This is a genomic window from Bradyrhizobium sp. WBAH42, from assembly GCF_024585265.1.
In the GTDB taxonomy this organism is placed as follows: domain Bacteria; phylum Pseudomonadota; class Alphaproteobacteria; order Rhizobiales; family Xanthobacteraceae; genus Bradyrhizobium.
Map to the genome: position 1 here is coordinate 2869617 of NZ_CP036533.1, position 24993 is coordinate 2894609.

At 63.7% G+C, this 24993-nt stretch carries 26 protein-coding genes; 10 read left to right on the top strand and 16 right to left on the bottom strand.

What is annotated here, in order from left to right:
• Positions 1-173 precede the first annotated feature (173 nt).
• From DCG74_RS13400 to DCG74_RS13410, 3 genes are read left to right on the top strand one after another with little or no spacing between them, the layout of a single operon-like run.
• The gene (locus DCG74_RS13400) at positions 174-2117 is read left to right on the top strand and encodes a PrkA family serine protein kinase (RefSeq protein WP_172786875.1); all 1944 of its coding nucleotides are present in this window, start codon (positions 174-176) and stop codon (positions 2115-2117) included.
• A gap of 30 nt (positions 2118-2147) precedes the next feature.
• Complete coding sequence (locus DCG74_RS13405; protein ID WP_172786992.1) at positions 2148-3425, top strand: YeaH/YhbH family protein; 1278 nt, start codon at positions 2148-2150, stop codon at positions 3423-3425.
• Positions 3422-4960: a SpoVR family protein gene (locus DCG74_RS13410; RefSeq protein ID WP_172786874.1), complete on the top strand. Its 1539-nt coding sequence runs from the start codon at positions 3422-3424 to the stop codon at positions 4958-4960. The genes DCG74_RS13405 and DCG74_RS13410 overlap by 4 nt, the downstream gene beginning before the upstream one ends.
• A 202-nt stretch (positions 4961-5162) precedes the next feature.
• Here the strand turns inward: DCG74_RS13410 and DCG74_RS13415 are convergent, their stop codons facing one another.
• The 6 genes from DCG74_RS13415 to DCG74_RS13440 form a co-directional block, all read right to left on the bottom strand.
• On the bottom strand, positions 5163-5600 hold the full coding sequence (locus tag DCG74_RS13415) for a DUF1801 domain-containing protein (protein ID WP_172786991.1): 438 nt from the start codon (positions 5598-5600) through the stop codon (positions 5163-5165).
• Positions 5601-5611: 11 nt separating this feature from the next.
• Complete coding sequence (locus DCG74_RS13420; protein ID WP_025034403.1) at positions 5612-5815, bottom strand: hypothetical protein; 204 nt, start codon at positions 5813-5815, stop codon at positions 5612-5614.
• 43 nt (positions 5816-5858) lie between these two features.
• A complete protein-coding gene (locus tag DCG74_RS13425) occupies positions 5859-6287 on the bottom strand; it encodes an SRPBCC domain-containing protein (RefSeq protein WP_172786873.1) in 429 nt (142 codons plus the stop codon).
• On the bottom strand, positions 6284-6607 hold the full coding sequence (locus tag DCG74_RS13430) for a helix-turn-helix transcriptional regulator (protein WP_172786872.1): 324 nt from the start codon (positions 6605-6607) through the stop codon (positions 6284-6286). Before DCG74_RS13430 ends, DCG74_RS13425 begins: the two co-directional genes overlap by 4 nt.
• 247 nt (positions 6608-6854) lie before the next feature.
• The gene (locus tag DCG74_RS13435; protein WP_172786871.1) at positions 6855-7304 is read right to left on the bottom strand and encodes a DsrE family protein; all 450 of its coding nucleotides are present in this window, start codon (positions 7302-7304) and stop codon (positions 6855-6857) included.
• Positions 7305-7344: 40 nt separating this feature from the next.
• A complete protein-coding gene (locus DCG74_RS13440) occupies positions 7345-7965 on the bottom strand; it encodes a hypothetical protein (RefSeq protein ID WP_172786870.1) in 621 nt (206 codons plus the stop codon).
• A 302-nt stretch (positions 7966-8267) separates the two neighbouring features.
• On the opposite strand from DCG74_RS13440, the gene DCG74_RS13445 reads away from it, so the two are divergent.
• Both DCG74_RS13445 and DCG74_RS13450 read left to right on the top strand, forming a co-directional pair.
• Entirely contained in the window at positions 8268-9833 is a 1566-nt protein-coding gene (locus DCG74_RS13445) for an SUMF1/EgtB/PvdO family nonheme iron enzyme (RefSeq protein ID WP_172786869.1), read from the top strand.
• Positions 9834-9849: 16 nt separating this feature from the next.
• Positions 9850-10344 carry a DUF4399 domain-containing protein gene (locus DCG74_RS13450; protein ID WP_172786868.1) on the top strand — a complete coding sequence of 165 codons (495 nt, stop codon included), beginning with the start codon at positions 9850-9852 and terminating at the stop codon, positions 10342-10344.
• Here the strand turns inward: DCG74_RS13450 and DCG74_RS13455 are convergent, their stop codons facing one another.
• The 10 genes from DCG74_RS13455 to pqqA form a co-directional block, all read right to left on the bottom strand.
• Positions 10345-11400: a 2-oxoacid:ferredoxin oxidoreductase subunit beta gene (locus DCG74_RS13455; RefSeq protein WP_025034408.1), complete on the bottom strand. Its 1056-nt coding sequence runs from the start codon at positions 11398-11400 to the stop codon at positions 10345-10347. It abuts the gene before it with no gap.
• A 186-nt stretch (positions 11401-11586) separates the two neighbouring features.
• On the bottom strand, positions 11587-13434 hold the full coding sequence (locus DCG74_RS13460) for a 2-oxoacid:acceptor oxidoreductase subunit alpha (protein ID WP_172786867.1): 1848 nt from the start codon (positions 13432-13434) through the stop codon (positions 11587-11589).
• Positions 13404-15203: an FAD-dependent oxidoreductase gene (locus tag DCG74_RS13465; protein WP_172786866.1), complete on the bottom strand. Its 1800-nt coding sequence runs from the start codon at positions 15201-15203 to the stop codon at positions 13404-13406. The genes DCG74_RS13460 and DCG74_RS13465 overlap by 31 nt, the downstream gene beginning before the upstream one ends.
• Positions 15204-15559: 356 nt before the next feature.
• Positions 15560-16237: a DUF4286 family protein gene (locus DCG74_RS13470; RefSeq protein ID WP_172786865.1), complete on the bottom strand. Its 678-nt coding sequence runs from the start codon at positions 16235-16237 to the stop codon at positions 15560-15562.
• Positions 16238-16250: 13 nt separating this feature from the next.
• Positions 16251-17237: a prolyl aminopeptidase gene (pip, locus tag DCG74_RS13475; RefSeq protein WP_172786864.1), complete on the bottom strand. Its 987-nt coding sequence runs from the start codon at positions 17235-17237 to the stop codon at positions 16251-16253.
• Entirely contained in the window at positions 17227-18408 is a 1182-nt protein-coding gene (gene pqqE / locus DCG74_RS13480) for a pyrroloquinoline quinone biosynthesis protein PqqE (protein ID WP_172786863.1), read from the bottom strand. Before pqqE ends, pip begins: the two co-directional genes overlap by 11 nt.
• A complete protein-coding gene (gene pqqD / locus DCG74_RS13485; protein ID WP_172786862.1) occupies positions 18405-18716 on the bottom strand; it encodes a pyrroloquinoline quinone biosynthesis peptide chaperone PqqD in 312 nt (103 codons plus the stop codon). Before pqqD ends, pqqE begins: the two co-directional genes overlap by 4 nt.
• A gap of 12 nt (positions 18717-18728) precedes the next feature.
• Entirely contained in the window at positions 18729-19484 is a 756-nt protein-coding gene (pqqC, locus tag DCG74_RS13490) for a pyrroloquinoline-quinone synthase PqqC (RefSeq protein ID WP_210268362.1), read from the bottom strand.
• A 20-nt stretch (positions 19485-19504) separates the two neighbouring features.
• A complete protein-coding gene (gene pqqB, locus DCG74_RS13495; protein ID WP_172786860.1) occupies positions 19505-20434 on the bottom strand; it encodes a pyrroloquinoline quinone biosynthesis protein PqqB in 930 nt (309 codons plus the stop codon).
• 128 nt (positions 20435-20562) lie between these two features.
• Positions 20563-20643 (bottom strand): pyrroloquinoline quinone precursor peptide PqqA, encoded by an 81-nt coding sequence (gene pqqA, locus DCG74_RS13500; protein ID WP_172786990.1) that lies wholly within the window; start codon positions 20641-20643, stop codon positions 20563-20565.
• A 260-nt stretch (positions 20644-20903) separates the two neighbouring features.
• On the opposite strand from pqqA, the gene DCG74_RS13505 reads away from it, so the two are divergent.
• The 5 genes from DCG74_RS13505 to tarD all read left to right on the top strand — a co-directional run bounded on the left by DCG74_RS13505 (position 20904) and on the right by tarD (position 24802).
• Entirely contained in the window at positions 20904-21161 is a 258-nt protein-coding gene (locus DCG74_RS13505; RefSeq protein ID WP_036007354.1) for a hypothetical protein, read from the top strand.
• 201 nt (positions 21162-21362) lie between these two features.
• The gene (locus tag DCG74_RS13510; protein WP_172786859.1) at positions 21363-22763 is read left to right on the top strand and encodes an amidase family protein; all 1401 of its coding nucleotides are present in this window, start codon (positions 21363-21365) and stop codon (positions 22761-22763) included.
• A gap of 2 nt (positions 22764-22765) precedes the next feature.
• Positions 22766-23242 carry a glutathione peroxidase gene (locus DCG74_RS13515; RefSeq protein WP_172786858.1) on the top strand — a complete coding sequence of 159 codons (477 nt, stop codon included), beginning with the start codon at positions 22766-22768 and terminating at the stop codon, positions 23240-23242.
• Positions 23243-23253: 11 nt separating this feature from the next.
• The gene (locus DCG74_RS13520; RefSeq protein ID WP_172786857.1) at positions 23254-23496 is read left to right on the top strand and encodes a DUF3297 family protein; all 243 of its coding nucleotides are present in this window, start codon (positions 23254-23256) and stop codon (positions 23494-23496) included.
• A gap of 136 nt (positions 23497-23632) precedes the next feature.
• Positions 23633-24802, top strand: a complete 1170-nt coding sequence (tarD, locus tag DCG74_RS13525; protein ID WP_172786856.1) for a D(-)-tartrate dehydratase — start codon at positions 23633-23635, stop codon at positions 24800-24802.
• Positions 24803-24993 lie beyond the last annotated feature (191 nt).

Sequence of the window (24993 nt, forward strand, 5' to 3'; positions counted from 1 at the left end):
ACAGGCATGTGCCTGTTCGTAACTCATGGAGTGCCTACGTTGTGCGTTGCGTCGAGTTGGCACCCGGGTGTCCAATGATCGTCATGTGCTCACGCTGATTCGAAACGGCCTGAGGAACGCTCCGGTAACTGCTTTCGTTTCAGCTTGTAGCGGAACTCACGCGGAGAGGGATCATGTACAACGATTCTCTATTCAACGCTTTCGCTCGGTCGTTCGAGGCGAGAAGCCAGCACGACATGTCGATGGCGGAATATCTGGAATCGTGTCGAAGCGATCCCATGAAATACGCGAACGCGGCCGAACGACTCCTAGCGGCGATCGGTGAGCCCCAGACGATTGACACGGCCAAGGACCCACGCCTTGGCCGTATTTTTTTGAACCGCACCATCCGCACCTATCCGGCCTTCGCCGGCTTCTACGGCATGGAAGAAACCATCGAGCGCATCGTCGGTTTCTTCCGCCACGCGGCGCAAGGTCTCGAAGAGCGCAAGCAGATCCTCTACCTGCTCGGCCCGGTCGGCGGCGGCAAGTCCTCGCTCGCCGAGCGGCTCAAGTCGCTGATGGAAGTGCAGCCGATCTACGTGCTCAAGGCCGGCGACGAGCTCTCGCCGGTGTTCGAGAGCCCGCTCAGCCTGTTCGATCCCGATCAGCTCGGTCCGATGCTGGAGGAGAAGTACGGCATTCCGCGCCGTCGCCTCACCGGCCTGATGAGCCCGTGGTGCTACAAGCGGCTCGAAGCGTTCGGCGGCGACATTTCGCAGTTCCGGGTCGCCAAGATCCAGCCCTCGCGGCTGCGCCAGATCGCGATCGCCAAGACCGAGCCCGGTGACGAGAACAACCAGGACATCTCTTCGCTGGTCGGCAAGGTCGACATCCGCAAGCTCGAGACCTACGCCCAGAACGATCCCGACGCCTACAGCTATTCCGGCGGCCTCAACCGCGCCAACCAGGGCGTGCTCGAGTTCGTCGAGATGTTCAAGGCGCCGATCAAGATGCTGCACCCGTTGCTGACCGCAACCCAGGAAGGCAATTATATTGGCACTGAGAACATCGGCGCGATCCCGTTCACCGGCATCATCCTGGCGCACTCGAACGAAGCCGAGTGGGCGAGCTTCAAGGCCAACAAGAACAACGAAGCCTTCATCGACCGCATCTGCGTCATCAAGGTGCCCTACTGCCTCAGGGTCACCGAGGAGCAGAAGATCTACGAGAAGCTGATCCAGGGCTCCGAGCTCGCCGCGGCTCCTTGCGCGCCGTCGACGCTGGAGACGCTGGCGCGGTTCTCGGTGATGTCGCGCCTGCGCAAGCATGAGAACTCCACCCTGTTCGGCAAGATGCGGGTCTACGACGGCGAGAGCCTGAAGGAATCCGATCCGAAGGCGCGCAGCGTCCAGGAATATCGCGACGCCGCCGGCGTCGACGAGGGCATGGACGGCGTCTCGACCCGTTTCGCCTTCAAGATCCTGGCCGCCACCTTCAACCACGATCCGCAGGAGGTGGCCGCCGACGCCGTGCATCTGATGTACGCGCTGGAGCAGGCGATCCGCCGCGAGCAGCTGCCTGAGGAGACCGAGAAGCGTTATCTCGAATTCATCAAGGCGGATCTGGCGCCGCGTTATGCCGAGTTCATCGGCAACGAGATCCAGAAGGCCTATCTCGAATCCTACTCGGATTACGGGCAGAACCTGTTCGATCGCTACGTCGACTATGCCGACGCCTGGATCGAGGACCAGGACTTCAAGGATCCCGACACCGGCCAGCTGCTCGATCGCGAGCTTTTGAACCAGGAGCTGACGAAGATCGAGAAGCCGGCGGGCATCGCCAACCCCAAGGACTTCCGCAACGAGGTCGTCAAATTCTCGTTACGGTCGCGGGCTCAGAACGGCGGCAAGAATCCGACCTGGACCTCCTACGAGAAGATTCGCGATGTGATCGAAAAGCGGATATTCTCCCAGGTCGAGGACCTGCTTCCGGTCATCTCCTTCGGGTCGAAGAAGGACGGCGAGACGGAGAAGAAGCACGGCGAGTTCGTCGCACGCATGGTGGAGCGCGGCTATACCGAACGTCAGGTTCGCCGGCTCGTCGAATGGTACATGCGCGTGAAGCAGGCCGGTTGAGGCGGATGGGAGGCGAATGGTAAAGTGCCCATTCACATTATTGACAGGCGCCTGAATCCAGGCGGCAAGAGTCTTGAGAACCGCCAGCGGTTCTTGCGTCGGGCCAAGTCCCTGGTGCAGGGCGCCGTCAAGAAGACCTCGCAGGAACGCGACATCAAGGACGTCCTGGAGGGTGGTGAGGTCACGATCCCGCTCGACGGCATGCACGAGCCGCGTTTCCGCCGTGAAGGCGGGACGCGCGACATGGTCCTGCCCGGCAACAAGAAGTTCATCGAAGGCGACTATCTGCAGCGCTCCGGCCAGGGCAGCGCCAAGGATTCCGGCCCCGGCGAAGGCGACAGCGAGGACGCCTTCCGCTTCGTGCTGAGCCGCGACGAGTTCGTCGATCTGTTCCTCGACGACCTCGAGCTGCCGGATCTCGCCAAGCGCAAGATCGCGCAGACCGAGAGCGAAGGCATCCAGCGCGCCGGCTACACCATGACCGGCTCGCCCGCCAACATCTCGGTGAGCCGGACGGTGAAGCTCGCGCTCGCCCGCCGCATCGCGCTGAAGCGTCCGCGCAAGGACGAGATCGAAGAGCTGGAAGCCGCAATCGCGGCCTGCACGGACGAGGACGAGCGTGCGGCTCTCGTGGCCCAGCTCGATGCGCTGAAAGCAAAGTCGAAGCGCATCCCCTTCATCGATCCGCTCGACATCCGCTACCGGCGCTTCGAGACGGTGCCCAAGCCCGTCGCGCAGGCGGTGATGTTCTGCCTGATGGACGTCTCCGGCTCGATGTCCGAGCACATGAAGGATCTGGCGAAACGCTTCTATATGCTGCTCTACGTGTTCCTGAAGCGGCGCTACAAGCACGTCGAGATCGTCTTCATCCGCCACACCGACCGTGCCGAGGAGGTCGACGAGCAGACCTTCTTCTACGGTCCGGCCTCGGGCGGCACGCTGGTCTCCAGCGCGCTGCAGGCGATGCACGAGATCGTGCGCGAGCGCTTCAATCCATCGGACTGGAACATCTACGCCGCGCAGGCTTCCGACGGCGACAATTCCTATTCCGACGGCGAACTCACGGGCCTCCTGCTGACCGAGAAGATCCTGCCGGTCTGCCAGTTCTTCGCCTATCTCGAGGTCGGCGAGGCCGGCGGCAGCGCCTTCGATCTCTCCGACTCCTCGCTCTGGAGCCTCTACGAACGCCTGCGCAACAGCGGCGCGCCGCTCTCGATGCGCAAGGTCTCGGAGCGCAGCGAGATCTTTCCGGTATTCCACGATCTATTCCAGCGCCGCGACACTGCCCAGGAGAAGGCCGCTCCATGACGGAACGTTTGTTCGAAGGCGCCGATTGGGATTTCCACACCTTGCAGCGCATCACCGATGCCTGCGAGGAGGTGGCGTTGAAGGATCTCGGCCTCGACGTCTATCCGAACCAGATCGAGGTGATCACCGCCGAGCAGATGCTGGACGCCTATTCGTCGGTCGGCATGCCCTTGTTCTACAAGCACTGGTCGTTCGGCAAGCACTTTGCGTTCCATGAGGCGTCCTACCGCAAGGGCCTGATGGGGCTCGCCTATGAGATCGTCATCAACTCCTCGCCCTGCATCTCCTATCTGATGGAGGAGAACACGGCGACGATGCAGACACTGGTGATCGCGCACGCCGCCTTCGGCCACAACCATTTCTTCAAGAACAATTATCTGTTCAAGCAGTGGACCGATGCCGACGGCATCCTGGACTATCTCGACTTCGCCAAGAACTACGTCATGCAGTGCGAGGATCGCTACGGCCGCATCGAGGTCGAGCGCACGCTCGATGCCGCGCACGCGCTGATGTCGCACGGCATCGACCGTTATCCCGGCAAGAAGAAGCTCGACCTGCGCGCCGAGGAGAAGCGGGCAGGGCGCCGCCGCCAGCACGAGGAGGAGGTCTTCAACGATCTCTGGCGCACGGTGCCGAAGGGCGCCGCCAAGAGCCGGTCCACGCTCAGCATCGAGCGCCGCCGCAAGCTGCTCGGCTTGCCGCAGGAGAATTTGCTCTATTTCCTGGAGAAGAGCGCGCCGCGGCTGGCGCCCTGGCAGCGCGAGCTGCTCCGCATCGTCCGCCACATCGCGCAATATTTCTATCCGCAGAGCCAGACCAAGGTCATGAACGAGGGGACGGCGACCTACGTCCACTATCGCATCATGACCAAGCTGCACGAGCAGGGTCGGATCAGCGACGGCAACTTCCTGGAATTCCTGGGGTCGCACACCAACGTGGTGTTCCAGCCCGAGTTCGACGACCCGCGCTTCTCCGGCTTCAACCCTTACGCGCTCGGCTTTGCGGTGATGCAGGACATCGAGCGCATCGTCACCAATCCGGAAGACGAGGACCGCGAGTGGTTCCCCGACATCGCCGGCAAGAACGACGTCATGGGCGTGTTGCGCGACGTCTGGGCCAATTACCGCGACGAAAGCTTCATCGGCCAGTTCCTGAGCCCCAAATTGATGCGGCACTTCCGCATGTTCCACCTGCACGATGATCCCGAGGAGCGTGCCGGTATCCGCGTCGATGCCATCCACGACGAGCGCGGCTTCCGCCGCGTCCGCCGCGAGCTGGCACGGCAGCACGATGTCGGCTTCATCGACGCCAATATCGAGGTGGTCGACGTCGATCTCTCCGGCGACCGCCGCCTGATCCTGCATCACCACGTCATCAAGGGCTCGCAGCTCAACGAGACCGACGCCAAGCGCGTGCTGCAGCACCTGGCCGACCTCTGGACCTACGACGTCGCGCTGATCGAGGTCGACGCCAACGACAAGGTCTTGCGCGAATACGTCGTCAGCCCGCGCCCGATCCCCGCCGCAGTGGCGTGAGGCTGTCTCCTCTTTTGAAGTGAAGCTCGCGCGCCGAAGACGGTGCGCTCCCTCCCCCGCTTGCGGGAGAGGGCTGGGAGAGGGTATCTCCGCAGTGGGGCTCCCCAGAGGAGAGAGCCCTCTCCCGGCGCTACGCGCCGACCTCTCCCGCAAGCGGGAGAGGTGGAGCCCGCGGCGGCTCAAGAGAAGATGGGCATCGCGCCTAGGCTAATCGCTTCCCCGGCTTCTTCTTCGACGCATTCAGCTCCACCGCCGCGCGGATCAGCGCCTTCAACGCCTTCTCGTTGACCTTGTCGCCCTCGCGGATGTCGATCGCGCGGCGCACATTGCCGTCGAGGCTGGAATTGAAGAGACCTGCGGGATCGGCCAGCGCCGCGCCCTTGGCGAAGGTCAGCTTCACCACCTCCTTGTAGGTCTCGCCGGTGCAGATGATGCCGTCGTGCTCCCACACGGGAACGCCGCGCCATTTCCACGCCTCCACGACGTCAGGATCGGCTTCCCTGATCAGGCCGCGGACGCGCGCGAGCATCGCGCCGCGCCAGTCGCCGAGCTCCTTGATCCGGCCGTCGATCAGTTTTGATGGCGAAGCGTTGCCTGCTTCCTTCGCGCTGCTCGTCTTCGCCGCCACGGGCTTCTTCATCATGGCCTCGTTCACGCGTTGCTGCGGCCGCGATAAGGCAGCGCGAACAGATACAGCCCGGTCGCGAGCAGCGGAATCAGCGGCACCAGCGCCAGGAAGCCGATCCACACGGCCTGGACCTGCATCGTCATCGCCACGATGTTGGCGATGACGGCGAGCGTGAATGCCATCGACAGCCAGCGGTGAATTTGCCGAATCCACATCTGCGTGCTCATTGGGGACCTCCTGTTGGATTGATCGAAATGGACGCCGGCGGAGCTAGCTCGCCCGCGCCAGCAAATCGTCCAGCTTGGCCAGGAACTGCTTCCAGCCGGCATGCGCGCCACCGAACGCCTGCTTCTGCGTCGGGCGGAAGCCCGCCTGCTCGACGCGCAGATGCGTACCCGCGCTGGTCGGCGTCAGCGTGAAGGTGACGATGCTTTTCAGATCGAAGGCGGCGTCCTCATGCGAGAAATTCCAGGTGTAGGCCAGCGTCTTCTGCGGCTCGATGGTGAGCACCTCGCAATCCAGCACGCCGCCCCACTCGCCGCGCAGGTTGAAGCGATGGCCGACGACCGGCTTGAAATCGTTCTTCATCAGCCATTCCTCGATCAGATGCGGCTGCGTCAGCGCGCGCCAGAGCCGCTCGGCCGGATAAGCAAATTCGCGCTCGATAACGACGGAGCGCGTCTCGGCGGGTTCGTTCATTGGTCCATCCTCTTCAGGAGATCGTCGAGAGCGTCGAGCCTTTTCTGCCAGAACCCGGCCATCTGGCCGGTCCAGTCGATCAGCGGATTGAGCGCACCGGGCTGCGCGCTGTAATGGGTCTGCCGTCCTTCATGGCGGTCGCGCACCAAGCCCGCCTGCTTCAACGCGCCGAGATGTTTCGACACCGCCGGCTGCGACACGCCGGATCGCGCCGTCAGCGCCCCGACCGTCTGCTCCCCCTCCCGGCACAGCCGTTCGAAGATCGCCCGCCGGGTCGGGTCGGCGAGCGTCCTGAACAGGAGGTCGGGGGTGGAGGGCATGCGGGATCCATAACTAGGAAGTTATGGTTTATGCATAACCGTAGAGTTATAGGTTAGTCAAGTAGGACGGGAGATATGGCGATGGCTGGCGCAGCCCTCTCCACGTCATTGCGAGGAGCGCTTGCGATGAAGCAATCCAGTCTGCCTCCGCGGAAGGATTCTGGATTGCTTCCGCCTTCGCTAAGGCTTCGGCGGACAAGTCGCTGCGCTCGCAACGACCGAGGAATGCGGCGCGACTGCGCTGCCCCTACGGCCGGAGATACAGATACCCCTGCGATTGCAGCTCGGCCAACCGGACCACGCCGCCCTTCTCGGCGTTGACGAAACCCGGCAGCAGCTCGTTGAGCGTGACGTTCTGCGCTTTCATCGTGTTGCCGCAGGCGGCGAGCTCGACGCCGTCCTTGGAGAAATCGCCGACGCGCTTGCTGACATCGGGATTGGCCTGCGCCGAGTGAAACGCCTTCAGCGCCGGGCCGTGGATCACCAGCGCGATCGTCACATGCTCGGGGCCGCCGACGCCGTCGATGTGGTTCTGGATGTTGCCGAGCACGAAATTGACCTTCTCGGCATCGCTGAGGTGATAGACCACCTTCAGCTTGGCGCCGGTGCCCGCCTCCGTTGCGGCTTTCGCGCTGGAGGCGCCGAGCGCTGCACCCAGTGCCGAGATGGCGCTCCACAAGATGTTCCGGCGGTTCATGGCGATTTCCTTCGACGAGGCCAAATTTGCCGAAGGCATATCACTTGTGGCGTAGCGCCGCGAGTTCCTTGCGATCGGTCACCAGCGAAGCGCATTCGCTGTTATCGGTGCGGTCGAGGCGGAAGATCTTGTCGTCGGCGCCGGCGGTCAGCGAATGCTCGGCATCGTCGTCCGGCTTGTTGTTCTGCCAGACGCGCACCCGTTCGAGCCGGACGATCGCCGACTTGTCGTCCTTGGAGAGCGCAACGCCGATGCCGCCGCCCTCGCAATCGACGCCGCAGCCGAGCCGCACCTCGTTGCCGCTCTTGGTGAACACGGCGTGGTTGCACGAGCCGCTGGAATCGAAATCGCCGCTGCGATGACGGTACCTGAAGCCGAGGCGGAAGGAGTTGTGGAGCTCCTTGTCCTCCTTGTCGACTTCCGCCGAGACCAGCAGCTTCATCGAAGCGACCTTCTGCTTCGGGTGCCGCGCCAGATGGTCGGCATCGTAGCGGCGGACGAAGCAGGCATAGGCCTTGTTGCCGGGGGCGCCCGCATACATGCGCGTATTGAACGTCTCTGCCTCGGCCTTGCTGGCCTCGCGAATATCGTCGCCGTCCTCGGCCCGGGCAGTGCCGATGAATGCAGCCAGGGCGAGCGGAAGGACAAGGGCAAGCTTCATGATCGCACCGAACGCCTGATGGGCATTGGCCCGCCATCCGCGGGCCGGTCTGTCATTGGTCGCAGGCGCAGTGGAGCGCGTTCAACCGCCGCACGTCGCTCGATGTCGGGCAGCGGCCACGGCGGGCCTTAGTCACCACTCCAATCGAGAAGGTTCAACGGGTGCGACGACTTGATTCCTCGGAACCCGACGCCGGTGCTTGCTGCGACATTGTCTCGTTTCGTCAATGTGGTAGCCTTCACAGACGACCGCCTTTGGCAGTCGTAGGCTGGGGCTGCCTTGTAAGTTTGTGGAGTCCCCGCATGGGTGAAATTCGCAACTTCAGACCCGGAAATCCCGATGAGCCGCCGCCGCACAGCGGACTGCCTCGTCGTCTCGCCGCGATCATCGTCGGTGACATCGCCTCCTACAGCCGGTTGATGCAGGCCGACGAGGAAGGCACGCATGCCCGCGTCAAGCGGATCGAGCGCGACATCATCCAACCCAGCATTGTCGAGCACCATGGGAGTCTGGTGAAGACGACCGGCGACGGCTTCATCGCCATTTTCGACAGTCCCGTCGAGGCCGTTCGATGCAGCATCGTCATCCAGCAGAATCTCGTCGGTCGCAACGCCTCGATTCCCAAGCATTCCCGGCTCGAATATCGGATTGGCGTCAATCTCGGTGACGTCATTGTGGAGCCGGACGACATCTATGGTGACGGCGTCAACATCGCCACGCGTATCGAGGGCATCGCAGAGCCGGGGCAGGTCTACATATCCGGGGCGATCTACGAGCAGATCAAGCACAAGATCGTGTGCGGTTATGAGTCGCTCGGCGACCGCAAGGTCAAGAACATCACCGATCCCGTGCGCGTCTATCGCGTGCTGCCGGATGCAGATGCCGTCGGCAAGACACGAAGCCGGCGCGAGAACGTCCTGCTCATTCTTCTGATCACGGCATTGCTGGTGATTGCCGGCTACGTGCTTTGGTACGTGCTGGTGCAGCACCGCAGCCAGGTGGGGCAACAGGCTGCCGCTCCCCCGATCGCGGCGCCGTTGGCTTCGCCGACGCCGCAATCCGTTCCGTCGTTACCGAGTCCGGCAGCACCGGCGCCACAAGCCGCACCCGCGGCTTCTCCGGTGCCCACAACGGTGCCATCGCCCGCAGCATCGCCTTCACCGTCTCCGGCATCCAGTCCATCGGTGACGCCGGTCCGGGAACCCGAGATGATCGCCATTCGCGGCGGCAGCTTCGCCATGGGAAGCAACGACGATCCGACCGAGCGTCCCGTCCACCAGGTCACGATCAAACCGTTCTCGATCGGAAAATATCCGGTCACGGTGCGGGAGTGGAACGAATGCGCGGCCGCGAAGGCTTGTGCTTTCACCGCGACCGGCAAGGACGACGCGCCGGTCAGCAATGTGAGCTGGACTGACGCGCAGCAATATGTGGCGTATCTCTCCAAGGCGACGAAGAAGCCGTACCGACTTCCGAGCGAGGCCGAATGGGAATACGCGGCGCGCGGCGGTACGCAGACAAAGTATTGGTGGGGCGACAAGCTCCAGCCTGGCATGGCCGGATGCAAGGATTGCGGCGACCTCGCAGCCGAGCAGCCGGCGAAGGTTGGCAGCTTCAAGCCCAATCCCTTCGGGCTCCACGACATGGGCGGCGGCGTCGACCAGTGGGTCGAGGATTGCTGGCACAAGAATTATCAGGGTGCACCGGTCGACGGTTCGGCATGGACCGGCGGCGACTGCTCATCGCACGTCCTGCGCTCGGGCTCCTGGAAGAACGATTCGAGATACGTGCGGCCATCCAACCGCGATGGCTATGATACCAACGTCCGTTACCCCACGCATGGATTCCGTGTCGCGCTCACTCCTTGAGGCTGGAGGAGGTTTGATGAAAATCATTCGCTGCGCCGCGCTGGCGGCGGCGCTCGCATTGCCGCCAGGTGTTTTGGTGGCAAGTGTTTTGCTGTCAGGTGTTTTGCTGCCAAGCCCTGCTTACTCTCAGGGCAAAACCGCTCCCAAAGACGCAAAGCTCTATTTCATCACCCCGCAGGACGGGCAGAAGATCCGAGGTGGGTTCTGGGTCCGGTTCGGTCTGCGCAACATGGGCGTGACGCATGCCGGCGATGACTACCAGAACGCCGGTCATCATCATCTGCTGGTCGACGTCAACGAGCCCATCGACACCAAGGAACCGATCCCGCAGGACAAGTCCCATCTGCATTTCGGGGCAGGGCAAACCGAAACGTTTCTCGAGCTTCCGCCCGGCACGCACACGCTGCAACTGGTGCTGGGCGATGCGAAGCACTACCCCTTCGATCCGCCCGTCGTGTCTGACAAGATCACCATACGAGTCAGGCAGCCCGTTTCAGTCCGGCGCCGTTGATCACCGCAGGCTGGCGTTGATCTTGTCCAGCACCGCCGAACCCGGGCAGAGCGTGTCCGCCTCCAGCGCGTTGAGCGGGGTCTCGACCGTATTGAGATGCTCGTGCAGGTCGTCGGCATCGGGATCGACGTACAGAAGACCGGTGACGATCTGGCCCTTGGCGGCGTGCCGCGCGAGGAAGGTCTGGGCGCCGAGACGGTCATGCGGATCGTAGTCGGCGTCGATCTTGCGCAGCGCGATCTTGCTGCCGTCGTGCTGCTCGACCACCTGCACCGTGCCAGGCGCGTAGTCCACCGCGATCGGGTCGCGGCCGACCAGCACGTCGAGCCGGTTCACGGCGTCGTTGTGCTCGCGGACATAATCGAAGCTCTTGGTCGAGCCGGCATGGTTGTTGAAGGCGATGCAGGGGCTGATGACGTCGATGAAGGATGCGCCCTTGTGGCCGATCGCGGCGGCGATCAGCGGCACCAGCTGGCTCTTGTCGCCCGAGAACGAGCGCGCCACGAAGGTGGCGCCTAACTGCAGCGCGATCGCGACGAGGTCGATGGCGTTGTCGGTGTTGGTGACGCCCTTCTTGCTCTTCGAGCCGCGGTCGGCGGTCGCCGAGAACTGGCCCTTGGTCAGGCCGTAAACGCCGTTGTTCTCGACGATGTAGGTCATGTTGACGCCGCGCCGGATCGAATGCGCGAACTGGCCGAAGCCGATCGAGGCGGAATCGCCGTCGCCGGAGACGCCGAGATAGATCAGATCGCGGTTGGCGAGGTTGGCGCCGGTGAGCACGGATGGCATGCGGCCGTGCACGGAGTTGAAGCCGTGCGAATTGCCGAGGAAATAGTCCGGCGTCTTCGACGAGCAGCCGATGCCGGAGATCTTTGCCACCCGATGCGGCTCGATCGACAGCTCGTAGCACGCTTCGATGATCGAAGCCGTGATCGAATCGTGACCGCAGCCGGCGCACAGCGTCGAGATCTTGCCCTCGTAATCGCGATGCGTGTAGCCGAGCGCGTTCTTCTTCAGGCCCGGATGATGGAATTTCGGTTTTGCGATGTAGGTCATGAACGTTTCTCTCTGCTCCCTCTCCTCGCGGTATCTTCTCGCGAAGAGAACGATCGAATAGTCCCCCGCTGTATCCACATCGTCATTGCGAGGAGCCCTTGCGACGAAGCAATCCAGAGTCTTTCCACGGAGGCAGTCTGGATTGCTTCGCTGCGCTCGCAATGACGATGTGGATGCGATTTACCATCATGACACGGCCTTGCGGAGCGGGGTCACCTTGAGGTGGTCCTGGTGGTCGCCAATGGCTTTGGCGATGAAGCGGGCGGTGATCGGCGTGCCGTCATAATGCACGATCGGCACCAGACGGACGGGATCGATGCCGTTCTCGTTGACGATGAGCTGGCGCAGCTGGCTGTCGCGGTTCTGCTCGACGACATAGACGAAATCGTGCTCGGCGAGGAAGCTTGCCACACTCGAATGGAATGGGAAGGCGCGGATGCGCATCCGGTCGAGCTGATGTCCGCGCGCCTCCAGAAGCCCTATTGCCTCGTCCATCGCCGGCGAGGTCGAGCCGAAATAGATCACGCCATACTTGGTCGGCCGTTCCGCATTGGCCTGCAGCGGCCGCGGGACGAGGTCCTGCGCGGTTTCGAACTTGCGCACCAGGCGCTGCATGTTGTCGGCGTAGACCGTGCCTTCCTCGGAATAGCGCGCATAGCGGTCGCGCGATGTGCCGCGGGTGAAGTAGGAGCCCTTGGTCGGATGCGTGCCGGGATAGGTACGGTAGGGAATGCCGTCGCCGTCGACGTCGAGATAGCGACCGAAGTCGCGGCCTTCCTCCAGCATCTCCGCCGTCATCACCTTGCCGCGGTCGTATTGCCGCGCATCGTCCCACTTCAGCGGACGGCAGAGCCGGTGGTTCATGCCGATGTCGAGGTCGAGCATCAGGAAGATCGTGGTCTGCAGACGCTCGGCGAGATCGAAGGCGGCAGCCGCGAACTCGAAGGCCTCGGCCGGGTCCTCCGGGAACAGCAGCACATGCTTGGTGTCGCCATGCGAGGCATAGGCGCAGGCGATGATGTCGCATTGCTGGGTGCGGGTCGGCATGCCCGTGGAGGGGCCGGCGCGCTGGATGTTCATGATCACGGCGGGGATCTCGGCGAAATAGGAGAGGCCGATGAACTCCGTCATCAGCGAGATGCCGGGGCCTGATGTCGCGGTGAAGGCGCGGGCGCCGTTCCAGGAGGCGCCGATGACGATGCCGATCGAGGCCAGCTCGTCCTCGCCCTGCACGATCGCGTATTTCGCCTTGCCGGTTTCAGGATCGTGCCGGTACTTCTTGCAATGGGCGGTGAAGGCCTCCGCCACCGAGGATGACGGCGTGATCGGATACCAGGCGCAGACGGTGGCGCCGCCATAGACCGCGCCGAGCGCGGCGGCGCTGTTGCCCTCGATGAAGATGCGGTCGCCGACCTTGTCTGATTTCTTTACCCTGAGCCCGATCGGGCATTTCAGATTCTGCAGCGCCCAGTCGCGGCCGAGATGCAGCGCGTGGACGTTGGAGGACAAGAGCTTCTCCTTGCCCTTGTACTGCTCGCCGATCAGCTGCTCGATCAGCTTGGGGTCCATGTCGAGCAGTGCACTGAGCGCGCCCAAATAGATGATGTTCTTGAACAGCTGGCGCTGGCGCGGATCGGTATAGGTCGAGTTGGTGATGGCGGTCAGCGGCACGCCGATCACGGTGATGTCGTCGCGGAATTTGGTCGACGGCATCGGCTTGGTGGAATCGTAGAACAAATAGCCGCCGGGCTCGATGCCGGCGACGTCCTTGTCCCAGGTCTGCGGGTTCATCGCCACCATCAGGTCGACGCCGCCGCGGGCGCCGAGATGGCCTTCTTCCGTCACGCGCACCTCGTACCAGGTCGGCAGGCCCTGGATGTTGGAGGGGAAGATGTTGCGCGGGGACACCGGCACGCCATGGCGCAGGATCGCACGCGCGAACATCTCGTTGGCGCTGGCCGAGCCCGAGCCGTTGACGTTGGCGAAGCGGACGACGAAGTCGTTTACGCTGCTGAGCGGCTTTTTGTCGGACATGTCGAACCTGCGTGGGTCATATCGATGAAATATTTCTGCATGTCCCAGGCTCCGGTGGGACAACGCTCGGCGCACAGCCCGCAATGCAGGCAGACATCCTCGTCCTTCACCATTACGCGCCCGGTCTTGAGATCGCTGGACACGTAGAGGTCCTGGTCCGGGCGCGGCGAGGGCGCCTTCAGGCGCTGGCGCAGGTCGCTCTCTTCGCCATTGTCAGTGAAGGTGATGCAGTCCATCGGGCAGATGTCGGCACAGGCGTCGCACTCGATGCAGAGCGAGGTCGAGAACACGGTCTGCACGTCGCAGTTCAGGCAGCGATGCGCCTCGCCCAGCGCCAGCTTGACGTCATAGCCGAGCTCGACCTCGGCGCGGATGTCCTTCAGCGCAACGACCTTGTCGCGATGCGGCACCTTGAAGCGCTTGTCGTTGGAGATGTCGTTGTCATAGCTCCATTCGTGGATGCCCATCTTCTGCGAGGAGATTTGCACCTCCGGCAGCGGGCGCTCGGTGATGTCCTCGCCCGACAGCATCTTGTGGATCGACAGCGCGGCGTCATGGCCGTGCGCGACCGCCCAGATGATGTTCTTCGGGCCGAACGCGGCATCGCCGCCGAAGAATACTTTCGGATTGGTCGAGGCGAAGGTCTTCGGATCGACCTTCGGCATGTGCCATTTGTCGAACTCGATGCCGCAATCCTGCTCGATCCAGGGGAATGCATTCTCCTGACCCACCGCGACCAGCACGTCGTCGCAGGGAATGGTCTGATCGGGATCGCCCGACGGCACCAGATTGCGGCGGCCCTTGGCGTCGTATTCGGCTTTGACGTGCTGGAAGGTGACGCCGATCAGCTTGCCGGCGACATGCTTGAATGCCACCGGGACCATGTAGTTGAGGATCGGGATATCCTCGTGGATCGCGTCCTCCTTCTCCCAGGGCGAGGCCTTCATCTCCTCGAAGCCGGAACGCACGACCACCGTGACCTTCTCGCCGCCGAGCCGGCGTGCGGTGCGGCAGCAGTCCATCGCGGTGTTACCGCCGCCGAGCACGATCACGCGCTTGCCGATCTTGTCGACATGGCCGAACGACACGTTGGCCAGCCATTCGATGCCGATATGGATGTTGCTAGCTGCCTCTTTCCGGCCGGGAATGTCGAGCTCGCGGCCGCGCGGCGCGCCGGAGCCGACGAAGATCGCGTCGTATTTCTCCGCGATCAGCGCCTTCATGCTGTCGATGCGGTGACCGCCCCTGAACTCGACGCCGAGGTTCAGGATGTAGCCGGTCTCCTCGTCGATCACCGAATTGGGCAGGCGGAATTTCGGGATCTGCGTGCGCATCATGCCGCCGGCTTCCGGGTCGGCATCGAACACGGTGCAGTGATAGCCGAGCGGGGCGAGATCGCGCGCCACCGTCAGCGAAGCGGGACCGCCGCCGACCAGCGCAATGCGCTTGCCGTTCTTCGGACCGGGCTTCGGCAGTCGCTGCTTGATGTCGTCCTTGAAATCCGCGGCAACGCGCTTGAGGCGGCAGATCGCGACGGGGGTTTCCTCGACGCGTCCGCGCCGGCAGGCCGGCTCGCATGGACGGTCGCAGGTGCGTCCCAGGATTCCGGGAAACACGTTCGACTTCCAATTGATCATATAGGCGTCGCTGTAGCGGCCTTGGGCGATCAGTCGGATGTATTCGGGAACCGGGGTGTGCGCAGGACAGGCCCATTGGCAATCGACCACTTTGTGAAAGTAGTCGGGGGCCGCGATATCGGTCGGTTTCATTCCTACCCTGTCCGCGCAGGCTCAAAGACCCCGCGGCCTTTTTTGTTGAGCTTTGGCGAGCGCTTAACGCGCTTCGATCTGGTTTCTGAATGACGTCATTGGGTTAGCTTATTAGAACCGTTCCGAAGTACAACGGCAAATTTGCCCGCTTCCCCGCTTTCATGGGAGCTGCGCGTGCACGGCATTAATGACCGCGCGCGGATGTGCGTGCGGTGCAGCATCGCACTCTGCTCCATCCCCGTCATTGCGAGGAGCACTTGCGACGAAGCAATCCAGACTGCCTCTGCGGGAAGATTCTGGATTGCTCCGCTGCGCTCGCAATGACGGCGTTGGCGGCAGCGCAGCAATTTCCTACGTCAGCTCTGTGCGATGTCGCTCTTCGCGAGGTCCCACATCAGGCAGTAGGTGCCGACGGAGATGGGGAGCGGGAAGGGCGCCGCAGCCGGGCCGGTGAAGCGCTCAGCGATGACGGCGGAGACCGCATTGACATGTGTGCCGTCGATCAGGACGAACCAGTCGCGCGCGCCCTCGTTGCGCACCGCCGGAATTCCCGCCGTTGCGCCCGACAATTCCGGCTCGGTTTCGAGCAGATGCATCGAGATGATGCCGTCGCATTTGTTCGGCACGAGCTTTTCTTGCAGTGCATCACGCCAGGGCGCGGCATTATCAGGCGTCGGCCGCAGCCGCACCACGCCGAGCGCAGTGCCGCGCCCGGTGCCCTCGCTGATGGTGATGCGCGCGACCACGCGCAGCATGTCCTGAAAGCGCGCCATGGTCTGCCGCGACCAGTCGGTCGGGCTCGCGAGGCGCGCCTTGTAAGCGGGGCCGTCGAGCACGTCGAGAGCCTCGGTCGAATACAGGCACAAATATTTGGGATTGGCGGCGTGCGCGACATAGCGCCGCGCTTCGAGGAATCCGTCGATCGCGACGCGCTCTTCCAGATGCTCGCGATCGTACCAGCGGTTGAAATCGGCTTCATCCGAAGCGTCGATGTTCATCGACGTCAGCAGCATGCCCTTTCCGGCGAGCGGCATTCTTCTTGTCCTCTCATCGCCCGATCTTCGACGCAAGGTCCGCGATCGACTTCATGACCACGTCCCTCACGCCGCCATCATAGAGCGAATGGCCGGCTTCTTCCACGATGCGAAGCTCGGAACCGGGCCAGACTTTCGCAAGGGCCTGGGAGGTCGCGGGAGGACACAGCAGGTCATAGCGACCCTGCACGATGATGCCGGGAATGCCGTCGAGTCTCCCCGCATTCTGCAGCAGCTGGTCAGCGGTCATGAAGCTGTCGTTGACGAAATAATGCGCTTCCATGAACGGCGTCGCCGGCAATGTGCGCCAGACGTTGAGCGCGGCGAGGTCGAGCCGCGTCCTTGCGGGCTTGTGCTCGGACAAGGTGCGCTCGGTGTCGTGCCAGGCTTTCGCCGCCGCGCCATGCACGGCGGGGTCGGCATCGAGGATGCGGCGCCAATAGGCATCCACCGGCCGGTCGCGCTCCTCGGGCGGCAGCACGCTGAGGAAATCCTCGTACAGCGCCGGATGGAATTGCGACAGGCGCGAAGTGAAGGCGGTCGCGACCTCGGCCCGCGTGCCGAGAAACGTCGCGCGCAGCGCGATGCCCGAGACGCGCTCGGGATGCGCCTCTGCATAAGCCAGCGCCAGCGTCGCGCCCCAGGAGCCGCCGACCAATATCCACCGCTCGAAGCCGAACTTCTCGCGAATTGTCTCCATGTCCGCGATCAGATGCGCAATCGTGTTGTGCTCGCGCGATCCCTTGGGACGGCTGCGGCCGCAGCCGCGCTGGTCGAACAGCACGGCGCAGAAACGGTCGGGATCGAACAGGCGGCGATGGTCCGGCTGACACCCGCTGCCGGGCCCGCCATGCAGGTAGACCGCAGGGATCCCGTCCGCGCGGCCGACACTTTCGACATAGAGCTCATGGCCGTCGCCGACGTCGAGCATGTCGCAGGTCAAGGGCGCAAAGGGATCGGTGCGTTTGGCCGCTGTGCCTGCGTCCGCGTCAGGCGTCATTCTCGGATTCCAGGGTGCCGCCGGCGAAGTTGCGGTAGAGGAAGCGGTTGGTTTCGCCCTCGGCCTCGGCTTCCGCCTGCTTGAAGATGGTCTCGTGCAGCGGCGACAGCGCGCAGGCCGGGTCGGTGTTGGCGGCGTCGCCGGTCAGCGCAAAGGCCTGGCAGCGACAGCCGCCGAAATCGATCTCGCGGAATTCGCAAGACTTGCACGGCTCCTTCATCCAGCCGGTGCCGCGATAGCGGTTGAAGGCGTCCGAGTTCTGCCAGATCCAGGCGATCGAATGGTTGGAGCGCACCGATTCGAAATCGAGCCCGGTGATGCTCTCGGCGGCGTGGCAGGGCAGCACCTTGCCGGCGGGGGAGATGTTGAAGAACTGCCGGCCCCAGCCGCCCATGCATTTCTTCGGCCGCAGCGCGTAATAGTCCGGCACGACATAGTCGATGGTCAGCCGGCCCTTCAGCCGCTCGCGCGCCTCCTCGACGAGGCGGGTGCATTCCTCCAACTGCGCGACCGTCGGCATCAAGGCGGCGCGGTTCTTCAGCGCCCAGCCGTAATACTGGACATTGGCGACCTCGAGCCGGTCGGCATCGAGATCGAGCGCCATCTGGATGATGTCCGGCAGCTGGTGCAGGTTCTGCCGGTGCATCACCGCGTTCACGGTGAGCGGCAAATCGAGCTCGCGCGTCCATTTCGCGACCTCGAGCTTCTTGCGGTGAGCGTTCTTGTAGCCGGCGACGCGATCGGCGAGGCCGTCCTCGATGCCCTGGAAAGAGATCTGCACATGGCAGAGCCCGGCAGCTGCGAGATCGCTGAGCTTCTCGCGCGTCAGCAGCACGGCCGATGTGATCAGGTTGGTATAGAGCCCGGCGTCGCTGGCATGCTTGACCAGCTCGACCAGGTCTTTCCGCGCCGTCGGCTCGCCGCCGGAGAAATGCACCTGGAGCACGCCGATCTCGGCGAGCTCGCTCAGCACCTTCTTCCACTCGTCGGTGGTCAGCTCCTTGCCCGAGCGGTCGAGCTCGACCGGATTGGAGCAATAGGGGCATTGCAGCGGGCAGCGATGGGTGATCTCGAGCAGCACGGCGAGCGGGATGCCGAACGTCTCCGCCGTCGAGCGCTGCTTTTCCAGCACCGCGAGGCTGTCGCTGGGCGGGATGGTCACGTCGCTCATGACGTCTTCTCCCTGATCTCGGTGAGAAAGCCCTTGTCGGCGAGATCCTGCAACATGACGATGACGTCGGCCAGGATCGCCTCGCGTGGCGCGGCGTATTTTGCGGCGAGCTGATCGGCGACGTCGCCGACATTGCGCTCGCCGTTGCAGAGCTGCAAGACCTCGACCGCGATCTCGTCTGGCGCCAGCACCCGCTCCGGCGCCAGGATCACCCAGACCTTCCGCGTCTCGTCATATCTGAGCTTGGCATGCCGCGGCAGCACGGGGCGGCTTGCCTCGCTGACGCTGATGTTCCGCGGCCCGGCCATAAGTCTAATCCCTCAGCTCGCTTTGGGCACGAACGCGCCCGGCGGAATGTGGCCCTCGACATAGGCATGCTGGAGCGCATCCAGCTGCACCCATAGCACGTTGGTCTTGAAGATCAGCGCATTGCAGACTTGCGCGCGCTGCTCCGGCGTCGTGGCGTGCTTCTTCACATAATCGAGCGCGAAATTGGCATCGCGCGGCGCCTGGGTCAGGCGGCGCTTGAAGTAGCTCATGATGTCGGGGTTGACGAAATCATAGTGCTCCAGCATGCCGGCGATGCGCTCTTCATGCAGGTTCGGCGCGAACAGCTCGGTCAGCGAGGAGGCGATCGCCTCCAGCGGGCTTTTTTCGCGGCAGAAGTGGACATAGGCCTCCACCGCAAAGCGCGTCGCCGGCAAGATGCCTTCGGTGGATTCGACGTATGCGGTGTCGAGTCCGAGCCCTTCGGTCAGCTTGATCCAGCGCTCGATGCCGCCCTCGCTGCCGACATCGCCGTCATGGTCCTCGATGCGATGGCGCCATTCCAGGCGCGTGGCGCGGTCGCGGAAGCGCGAGATCACCACCGCGTCCTTGATCGGGATCGTGCTCTGGTAATAGTAGCGGTTGAGCGCCCAGGCCTGCACCTGGCCCTTGTTCAGCTTGCCGCCATGCAGCAGCTTATGGAACGGATGCAGGCTGTGATAGCGCGTGGCGCCGATGTGGCGCAGCGTCGCCTCCAGCTCCTCGCCCGAGTTGAGCCTCAGATCCTTGCCGATCGAGAGCGCGGTCATTCCAGTCAGTGATGCGGCGTTCACAGCACGATCTCCGTTCCGTCCGCGGGTATCTGCCAGCCCGCCTGTTCTACCATTTTCCGCTCCGGGGAGCCGGGCAGCAGCGCCGGATTCGAGTTGTTGATATGCAGAAACAGCTTCCTGTCGATATTGAGGTCGGCCAGCCGCGCAATGGCGCCGTCCTCGCCGGACATCGCGACATGGCCCATGCTCTTGCCGGTCTTGTGGCCGAGCCCGGCTTTGATCATTTCGTCGTCCTGCCAGACCGTGCCGTCGAAGAACACCAGCGCGGCGCCGTCGATCTCGGCCTTGAGCGCGTCGGTCACCTCGGCGCAGGCGGCGATGAAGTAGAAGAACTTGCCGGTGGCCTTGTCGGTGACCTTCAGGCCCAGCGTGTCGCCGTCGCCGCTCACCCCGCCCGGATGCACCTTGCCTTCGAGATACCAGGCCGACTTGCCCGGCACGGCAAAGGGCAGCACCTCGAGCCCTGAGCGCGTGCCGTCCGGCAGCCGCGGCTCGAACGGCTCGCGGATCGCGATCGGCTGGCGCCGCACGTTCTTCTCGTTCAGCACGTTGAAGATGCTGTTGCTGGCAAGGATCGCCAGCACCTTCTCGTGCGCGTACACCGTAAACGGCGAGCCCTCGCGCATCGACAGCAGGCCTGCCACGGCATCGACTTCGCTGTTGGTCAAAATCACGCCCGCAACCGGCGTGTGGCGCAGCGCGCCCGCCTTGGGATGCAGCTGCGGCGTGGCAATCAATTGCTGGCGAAGATCGGGCGAGGCGTTGATCAGGAACCAGTGCTCGCCGTCGCCGCTGAAGGCGACCGAGGCCTGGGTTCGAAAGAGCTCATGTCCATTCGCACGAGCCGCGCGGCAGCCTTCGCAACCGCAATTCCACTGCGGAACTCCGCCGCCGGCCCCGGCGCCCAGGACGACGACGCGAAGCATGATCCGTCTCCTGGAGGCGAATTCGCGAGGTGGATCTCAGGCCGAGACCGTTTCGGACAAGGTTTCTGTCTGCCGGAAACGTATCGTGACCAAGAACCACCTGCGCAGAACGCGATCTCGCCAGCCGCTTACTTGCGGATGGCGCTCACATACATGTTGATTTCCATGCCGCAGGGCACTTCGACGATCTTCGGGGCTTTCCAGGCCATTTGGCTCTCCATTTTTCGCAAATTCGGACGCATCCGCCCGCAGATAAATTAGTGCGGGCGGAAAACTTCGCCAGTGAAATTTTCCCGACCTAGGTAGTAGGCTGAGGAATGTTGCACTGCAAAGATGGCGTATTGCGGCCGCAAAGATGAGCGGATCAGATACGCAAAATTGCCGATAGGTCGTGATCCCTGTCGGGATAAACCAGTTGTGAGTATGGACCGGCTTCTCATCGGCGACAGACGACCCCATTGGATCAGGCATGCCCAGATATTTCTTCAACACCCGCATCGGCGACGAACTGATCGTGGATCCTGACGGCGAGGACCTGCGCAACCCCGACCGCGCCTGGGAGGTCGCGCGCCAGATGATCCTCGAGGTCGTGAAGTCGGAAGGAACCCAGCCGGCGCTGCTGGAGGCGGTCATCGAGGTCACCGACGCCGACGGCGAGATCGTGCTGGAGTTTCCCTTCACCGAGGCGCTGCTCGACATGCCGGACCAGTCCGCGACACGGCATTAGCCGGACGCGACGCGGCGAGAGAAGCCCGCGCCCCCTCAACGTCATTGCGAGGAGCCCTTGCGACGAAGCAATCCAGACTGCCTCCGCGGCGGCAGTCTGGATTGCTTCGCTGCGCTCGCAATGACTGAGGTACCCCCGCGAAATCCGCATGGCTTTGCCTCGTTCCCGGCGCTAAAAGACGCCGGTCATACGGAGCAAGCCATGCAAGATCTCTGGCGCCTGTCGGCCGCCGACCTCGCCACCCTCGTCAAATCCCGGAAAGTCTCCGCCAGGGAGGCCGCCAAGGCCGGTCTCGCGCGGCTCGATGCCGTCAATCCCCAGCTCAACGCGGTGATCGACCACCGACCGGAGGACGTGCTCAAGCAGGCCGATGCCGTCGATGCCGCGATTGCCAGGGGTGAGGACCCCGGCGTTCTCGCCGGCGTGCCGGTCACCATCAAGGCCAATGTCGACCAGGAAGGCTTTGCCACCACCAATGGCCTCAAGCTGCAGCGCGACCTGATCGCGCGCGAGGACAATCCGGTCGTCGCGAATTTCCGGAAATCGGGCGCCATCCTGCTCGGCCGCACCAATTGCCCGGCCTTCTCCTACCGCTGGTTCACCACCAATCTGGTCCATGGCGACACCAAGAACCCCCGTGACGCTTCGCTAACGCCGGGCGGCTCCTCCGGCGGCGCCGGCTCGGCGGTCGCTGCCGGTATCGGCCACATCGCCCACGGCACCGACATCGCCGGCTCGATCCGCTATCCCGCCTATGCCTGCGGCGTGCACGGATTGCGCCCGACGCTCGGCCGCATTCCCGCCTTCAACCCGGCGCTGCCGGAGCGACCGATCGGGCCGCAGATCATGGCGGTGTCGGGCCCGCTGGCGCGTACGGTCAATGATCTCAAGCTCTCGCTCGAAGCCATGGCGGCCCGCGACATCCGCGATCCCTGGTTCGCGCCGGTGCCGCTGCAAGGGCCCGCACGGGACAAGCGCGCCGCGCTCTGCCTCAATCCGGGCGGTCTTGCCACCGCGCCGGAGGTAAAGGCGGCGGTGAGCGATGCCGGCAAGCGGCTGGAGCGCGCCGGCTGGACCGTCGATGTGATCGAGGACACCCCTCCGATGCGCGAGGCGGTCGAGTGGCAGATCAAGCTCTGGCTCGGCGACGGCTATGAGGCGCAGCTGGAGATGGCCGAGCGCGAGGGCGATCCCGGCGCGCTGGCCTGTCTGCGCGGCAACCGCGCCAGGGTCACGCCGATGGACCAGGCCAATTACGCCAAGGCGCTGACCCGGCGCGCCACGCTGACCCGCGAGTGGATGCTGTTCTTCGAAAAATACGCCGTGCTGCTGACGCCGGTCTCCGGCGAATTGCCGTTCCCGGATCATCTCGACCGCAAGGACGAGGACTCCTTCAAGCGCGTCTGGGAAGCGCAGCTGCCGCAGATCGCGATCCCCTTCATGGGCCTGCCGGGCCTCGTGGTCTCCACAGGTCTCGTCGGCAAGGCGCCGGTCGGCGTGCACATCGTGTCGGGGCGTTATCGCGAGGATTTGTGCCTGCTCGCGGGCGAAGCGATCGAGGCCGGCGGCGTGCCGCCGTCGCCGATCGATCCCGTGGGCTAGCGATGACGGCCATCTACGACTTCAAGGCCAACTCGCTCGCCGGCGAGGAGGTCCCGATGCGACGTTTCGAGGGGCAGGTGCTCTTGATCGTCAACACTGCGAGCAAATGCGGCTTCACGCCGCAATATCGCGGCCTGGAGGAGCTGCATCGCGATCTCTCGCCGCGCGGCTTCTCGGTGCTCGGCTTTCCCTGCAACCAATTCGGCGCGCAGGAGCCGGGGCAGGCGAGCGAGATCCAGGAATTCTGTTCGACCCATTACGACGTCACCTTTCCCCTGTTCGAGAAGATCGACGTCAACGGGCCGAAGGCGCATCCCTTGTACGAGTACCTGAAACGTCAGCAATCCGGGCTTCTCGGCGCCGCCATCAAATGGAATTTCACCAAATTCCTGGTGGACCGTGCCGGCAAGGTGATCGCGCGCTACGCGCCGACCGCACGGCCCGAAGGGCTGCGCAATCAAATCGAAACACTGTTGTAAGCGAGACAATCATGAGCGACGAATTTCCGGACCGCCTGTCGGTCGATCCGAACAGCCCCTATTACAACGCGGACATCCTGGCGCGCGATGTCGGCATCCGCTTCAAGGGCATCGAGAAGACCAATGTCGAGGAGTACTGCATCAGCGAAGGCTGGGTCCGCGTCGCTGCCGGCAACGCCAAGGACCGCTACGGCAACCCGCTGACCATCAAGGTGCACGGTCCGGTGGAGCCGTATTTCCGGAATAAGAAATAGTTTGAACTGAGCGCGCGCCGCTCTCTCCTCGTCATTGCGAGGAGCCCTTGCGACGAAGCAATCCAGACTATTTCCGCGGTGACGGACTGGATTGCTTCGCTGCGCTCGCAATGACGAAAGTGAAAGGCCCAACCCCATGTCCGTCCGCATCGTCGACATCCGCGAGATCACCAAGCCGATCTCATCGCCGATCCGCAACGCCTATATCGACTTCACCAAGATGACGACCAGCCTCGTTGCCGTCGTCACTGACGTCGTCCGCGACGGCAAGCGCGTCGTCGGCTATGGCTTCAACTCCAACGGCCGCTACGGGCAGGGCGGCCTGATCCGCGAGCGCTTTGCCGCGCGCATCACGGAGGCCGATCCGAAATCGCTGCTCAACGCCGCCGGCGACAATCTCGATCCCGACAAGGTCTGGGCCGCGATGATGACCAACGAGAAGCCGGGCGGTCACGGCGAGCGCTCGGTCGCGGTCGGCACCATCGACATGGCGGTGTGGGATGCGGTGGCGAAGATCGCGGGCAAGCCGCTGTTCCGTCTGCTCGCCGAACGCCACGGCGTCGAAGCCAATCCGCGCGTCTTCGTCTACGCGGCCGGCGGCTATTATTATCCCGGCAAGGATCTCTCGATGCTCCGGGCTGAGATGCGCGGCTATCTCGACCGCGGCTACAACGTCGTGAAGATGAAGATCGGCGGCGCTGATATCGACGAAGACCGCACCCGCATCGAGGCGGTGCTGAAGGAGATCGGCAAGGACGCGCAGCTCGCCGTCGACGCCAACGGCCGCTTCAACCTGGAAACCGCCATCGCCTACGCCAAGATGCTCCGCGACTATCCCTTGTTCTGGTACGAGGAGGCCGGCGATCCCCTCGACTACGCGCTGCAGGCCGCGCTCGCCGAGTTCTATCCAGGCCCGATGGCGACCGGCGAGAACCTGTTCAGCCACCAGGACGCCCGCAACCTGATCCGCTACGGCGGCATGCGCCCCGACCGCGACTGGCTGCAATTCGATTGCGCGCTGTCCTACGGCCTGTGCGAATACCAGCGCACGCTGGAGGTGCTGAAGACCCATGGCTGGTCCCCCAGCCGCTGCATCCCGCATGGCGGCCACCAGATGTCGCTCAACATCGCCGCCGGCCTCGGCTTGGGCGGCAACGAAAGCTACCCCGACCTGTTCCAGCCCTATGGCGGCTTCCCCGACGGCGTCCGCGTGGAGAACGGCCACATCACCATGCCCGAGCTTGCCGGCATCGGCTTCGAAGGCAAGTCGGATCTCTACAAGGAGATGAAGGCGCTGGCGGAGTAGGGGTGTCGTTGGAGCGCGACGTCCGCGCCACACACTCCGTCATTGCGAGCGCAGCGACTTGTCCGCCGAAGCCTTGGCGAAGGCGGAAGCAATCCAGAGTCTCTCCGCGGAGGGATTCTGGATTGCTTCGTCGCAAGAGCTCCTCGCAATGACGGTGGAGAGAGTTGCGCAAGGAGCTGCCACACACTCCG

Coding starts and splice junctions, on each gene's coding strand:
- DCG74_RS13520 (WP_172786857.1), top strand. CDS start 23,254: ATGAGCGACGAATTTCCGGACCGCCTGTCGGTCGATCCGAACAGCCCC.
- DCG74_RS13410 (WP_172786874.1), top strand. CDS start 3,422: ATGACGGAACGTTTGTTCGAAGGCGCCGATTGGGATTTCCACACCTTG.
- DCG74_RS13400 (WP_172786875.1), top strand. CDS start 174: ATGTACAACGATTCTCTATTCAACGCTTTCGCTCGGTCGTTCGAGGCG.
- DCG74_RS13420 (WP_025034403.1), bottom strand. CDS start 5,815: ATGAGCACGCAGATGTGGATTCGGCAAATTCACCGCTGGCTGTCGATG.
- DCG74_RS13510 (WP_172786859.1), top strand. CDS start 21,363: ATGCAAGATCTCTGGCGCCTGTCGGCCGCCGACCTCGCCACCCTCGTC.
- DCG74_RS13425 (WP_172786873.1), bottom strand. CDS start 6,287: ATGAACGAACCCGCCGAGACGCGCTCCGTCGTTATCGAGCGCGAATTT.
- DCG74_RS13515 (WP_172786858.1), top strand. CDS start 22,766: ATGACGGCCATCTACGACTTCAAGGCCAACTCGCTCGCCGGCGAGGAG.
- DCG74_RS13450 (WP_172786868.1), top strand. CDS start 9,850: ATGAAAATCATTCGCTGCGCCGCGCTGGCGGCGGCGCTCGCATTGCCG.
- DCG74_RS13465 (WP_172786866.1), bottom strand. CDS start 15,203: ATGAAACCGACCGATATCGCGGCCCCCGACTACTTTCACAAAGTGGTC.
- pqqE (WP_172786863.1), bottom strand. CDS start 18,408: ATGAGCGACGTGACCATCCCGCCCAGCGACAGCCTCGCGGTGCTGGAA.
- tarD (WP_172786856.1), top strand. CDS start 23,633: ATGTCCGTCCGCATCGTCGACATCCGCGAGATCACCAAGCCGATCTCA.
- DCG74_RS13435 (WP_172786871.1), bottom strand. CDS start 7,304: ATGAACCGCCGGAACATCTTGTGGAGCGCCATCTCGGCACTGGGTGCA.
- pqqB (WP_172786860.1), bottom strand. CDS start 20,434: ATGCTTCGCGTCGTCGTCCTGGGCGCCGGGGCCGGCGGCGGAGTTCCG.
- DCG74_RS13470 (WP_172786865.1), bottom strand. CDS start 16,237: ATGCCGCTCGCCGGAAAGGGCATGCTGCTGACGTCGATGAACATCGAC.
- DCG74_RS13445 (WP_172786869.1), top strand. CDS start 8,268: ATGGGTGAAATTCGCAACTTCAGACCCGGAAATCCCGATGAGCCGCCG.
- pip (WP_172786864.1), bottom strand. CDS start 17,237: ATGACGCCTGACGCGGACGCAGGCACAGCGGCCAAACGCACCGATCCC.
- DCG74_RS13460 (WP_172786867.1), bottom strand. CDS start 13,434: ATGTCCGACAAAAAGCCGCTCAGCAGCGTAAACGACTTCGTCGTCCGC.
- DCG74_RS13440 (WP_172786870.1), bottom strand. CDS start 7,965: ATGAAGCTTGCCCTTGTCCTTCCGCTCGCCCTGGCTGCATTCATCGGC.
- DCG74_RS13455 (WP_025034408.1), bottom strand. CDS start 11,400: ATGACCTACATCGCAAAACCGAAATTCCATCATCCGGGCCTGAAGAAG.
- DCG74_RS13505 (WP_036007354.1), top strand. CDS start 20,904: ATGCCCAGATATTTCTTCAACACCCGCATCGGCGACGAACTGATCGTG.
- DCG74_RS13430 (WP_172786872.1), bottom strand. CDS start 6,607: ATGCCCTCCACCCCCGACCTCCTGTTCAGGACGCTCGCCGACCCGACC.
- DCG74_RS13415 (WP_172786991.1), bottom strand. CDS start 5,600: ATGAAGAAGCCCGTGGCGGCGAAGACGAGCAGCGCGAAGGAAGCAGGC.
- pqqA (WP_172786990.1), bottom strand. CDS start 20,643: ATGGCCTGGAAAGCCCCGAAGATCGTCGAAGTGCCCTGCGGCATGGAA.
- pqqD (WP_172786862.1), bottom strand. CDS start 18,716: ATGGCCGGGCCGCGGAACATCAGCGTCAGCGAGGCAAGCCGCCCCGTG.
- pqqC (WP_210268362.1), bottom strand. CDS start 19,484: ATGACCGCGCTCTCGATCGGCAAGGATCTGAGGCTCAACTCGGGCGAG.